Here is a 3,164-nt window from a genome sequence, read left to right on the forward strand (position 1 = left end):
GGAGATGTGTATAAGAGACAGCAGATGATCCGTTTGCCCGGCGGGACGGGGGGGGCCTCGTTGCTCAGGGCCTCCATCCGCACGGGGCGGTCGGCGAGCGTCACGCTGCCGTCCTCGGCGCGCCACGCCACGGTGTGCTTGAGCCAGTTCTTGTCGTCGCGGTCCTCGTAATCGTCGCGGATGTGGGCGCCGCGGGACTCGGTCCGGTTCAGGGCGCTGTGGGCGATCACGACGGCCTGGTCGCCGAGGTTCTGGACCTCGAGCGCCGAGAACAGGCTGACGTTCCAGGCCAGCGCCTCGCCCTCGACGGCGATCTCGTCGAAGTCGGGCTTGAGCTTCTCCAGTTTCTCGATGCCCTTCTTCAGGGTGTCCTCCTTGCGGAAGACGCCGAGGTTGGCCTGCATGATCTCCTGCATGTCGTCGCGGACTTCGCCGGCCTTGCGGCCGCGCCGGCTGAAGCGGATCGCGTCGAAGCGGTCGAGCACCTTCTCCTCGGAGGACTTCGCGACCTCGGCCACCGGCTTGTCGCGGTCGATGATCTTGGCGGCCTGGATCGAGGCGGCGCGGCCGAACACGATGATGTCGAGGAGGCTGTTGGTACCGAGGCGGTTGGCGCCGTGGACCGAGACGCAGGCCGCCTCGCCGATCGCCATCAGGCCGGGGACGACCTGATCGCCGTCGCGCGGGTTCAGCACCTCGGCGTGGATGTTGGTCGGGATGCCGCCCATGCAGTAATGCGCCGTCGGCGCGACCGGGATCGGGTCCTTGCGGGCATCGACCCCGGCGAAGATCCGCGCCGTCTCGACGATGCCCGGCAGGCGCTTGCTCAGAACCTCCTCGTCGAGATCCTCCAGGTGGAGCAGGATGTGGTCCTTGTTGTCGCCGCAGCCGCGCCCCTCGCGGATCTCGACCGCCTCGGCGTGGCTGACGATGTCGCGCGAGGCGAGGTCCTTCTCGTGGGGGGCGTATTTCGGCATGAAGCGGTCGCCGTCGCCGTTGGTGAGGTAGCCGCCCTCGCCGCGCGCGCCCTCGGTGATCAGGCAGCCGACGCCGTGGATGCCGGTCGGATGGAACTGCACGAACTCCATGTCCTGCAGCGGCAGGCCGGCGCGCAGCACCATGGCGTTGCCGTCGCCGGTGCAGGTGTGGGCCGAGGTGCAGGTCTTGTAGACGCGGCCGCAGCCGCCGGTGGCGACCACCGTGGTGTGGGCGCGGAAGCGGTGCAGGGAGCCGTCCTCCATGCAGATCGCCATCAGGCCGCGGCAGGTGCCGTCCTCGTCCATCAGGAGGTCGATGGCGAAGTACTCGATGAAGAAGCGCGCCTTGTGCTTGAGGCACTGCTGGTAGAGCGTGTGCAGGATGGCGTGGCCGGTGCGGTCGGCGGCGGCGCAGGAGCGCTGCGCCATCTCGCCCTTGGCGTAGTGCGTGGTGTGGCCGCCGAAGCGGCGCTGGTAGATCAGACCCTCCGGCGTTCGGCTGAACGGAACGCCGAGATGCTCCAGCTCGATCACCGAGGGCACCGCCTCGCGGCAGAGGTACTCCGCCGCGTCGTGGTCGGTGAGCCAGACGCCGCCCGCGATCGTGTCGTACATGTGCCAGCGCCAGTCGTCCTCGGCCATGTTGCCGAGCGAGGCGGCGATGCCGCCCTGGGCCGCGACCGTGTGGCTGCGGGTCGGAAACAGCTTGGTGACGCAGGCGGTGCGCAGGCCCGCGGCGCCCATGCCGAGGGTGGCGCGCAGGCCCGCACCCCCCGCGCCCAGGACGACCACGTCGAACGTGTGGTCGATGATCTCGTAACTCCGGCCCATCGTGACGCCCTTACCGACCGAGAAGAATCGTGAGAATGGAGAGGGCCGCGGCCAGGCCGAGGACGATCACGGCGGCCCAGAGCAGCAGGATCGCGGCCAGGGAGCCGAGGCGTCCGTGCACGTAGTCGGCGGCGACCGAGCGCAGGCCGACGAAGGCGTGGGCGAGGATCGCGACGCAGAACAGGAGCATCAGTCCGGCCGGCAGCGGCTGGGCGAGCCAGGCCCGGGCTCCGGCCTCGTCGAACCGGGCGAGCCGCACGACGGAGACGACGAAGTAGAGCCCCAGAGGGATCAGCGCGACCGCGCTGAAGCGCTGCAACCGCCATTCGGAGCGACCGCTGCGCGCGCTCCCGAGATGGCGCACGCGTCGCAGGACGTCGGAGTCGCGGATGGCGGTGAGGCCGGACGGATTCACGGAATCGGGCATGCGAGCACTCACGCGAAGAGCACGATGAGCCAGGTGACGGCGGTGAGCGCCGCCGTCGCGCCGAACACGGCGTAGCCGGTGGCGTAGGCCCGGGAGAGGCCGAACCCGAGGCCGAGATCGAAGGCGAGGTGCCGGATCCCGTTGCTCAGGTGGTAGAAGAAGGCGACCGACCAGCCGAACAGCGCCAGGACGCCGAACCACGAGCCGATGAGCGCCTGGGTCAGGGCGAAGGGGCGCCCGCCAATCGAGACGGAGCAGAGCCACCAGGCGAGAGCGATCGCCCCCGCCGACAGCACGATGCCGGTGGCGCGGTGGGTGATGGAGGTGATCACCGGCAGCGGAAAGCGATACCAGGTGAGGTGTGGCGAGAGGGGGCGACCGGTCTGCATCCCGTGTCCTTGTCCGCTGTGGTGCCGTCCCTTGGCGTCGGCGCGGCCCTTCACGAAGGCCGTTGCGGACGACGTCGCGTCGATCCGCGCCGAGCGGGAACGGCCGCATCGTCACAATCCGGCTCATCGCATTTGGAGCGATACCAAGTGTCCTGGTTTGCGATAGCTCGGCCGTAGGTGGCCGCGCGGATCCGCGCATCCGCGGCGCGCAGACATCCGCGATGCGCAGACATCCGCGATTGCGGCCGGCGGCTCCGGGGCGGGACACGGGACGTCGGTCGGTCCGGCGACGGGAGCGCCCGACGACCCGCCGAACGCGCATCGGCCGCTTCGGCCGCCGCGCGGCCGGAGCCTGATATCAATCTTCGGCACCAAAGAAATCGGCACATCCGGTAGCACGAAAGACATCGAGGAGCGCGCCGCCCAGTGCGACCCGCCGCCCGGCCCGGCTTGGCTCGGCCCGGGTGGGGCGGGCGCCTGTCGGTGGGATCAGGGGAAAAGGTCTGCGGATGAGGGGGGACGCACCGGCCTGGGCCGGAC

3 protein-coding genes are annotated in these 3,164 nt (G+C 70.0%); all 3 read right to left on the bottom strand.

Annotation, left to right across the window (positions count from 1 at the left end):
* On the bottom strand, positions 1-1,808 hold a 1,808-nt coding region (gene sdhA / locus AX737_RS17770; protein WP_156453807.1), incomplete at its 3' end, for a succinate dehydrogenase flavoprotein subunit.
* 10 nt (positions 1,809-1,818) lie between these two features.
* On the bottom strand, positions 1,819-2,235 hold the full coding sequence (sdhD, locus tag AX737_RS17775) for a succinate dehydrogenase, hydrophobic membrane anchor protein (protein WP_066923755.1): 417 nt from the start codon (positions 2,233-2,235) through the stop codon (positions 1,819-1,821).
* Positions 2,236-2,243: 8 nt separating this feature from the next.
* Positions 2,244-2,624: a succinate dehydrogenase, cytochrome b556 subunit gene (gene sdhC, locus AX737_RS17780; protein WP_066923757.1), complete on the bottom strand. Its 381-nt coding sequence runs from the start codon at positions 2,622-2,624 to the stop codon at positions 2,244-2,246.
* Positions 2,625-3,164: the final 540 nt, after the last annotated feature.

Source organism: Methylobacterium sp. CCH5-D2, from assembly GCF_001556475.1.
Lineage (GTDB): Bacteria > Pseudomonadota > Alphaproteobacteria > Rhizobiales > Beijerinckiaceae > Methylobacterium > Methylobacterium hispanicum.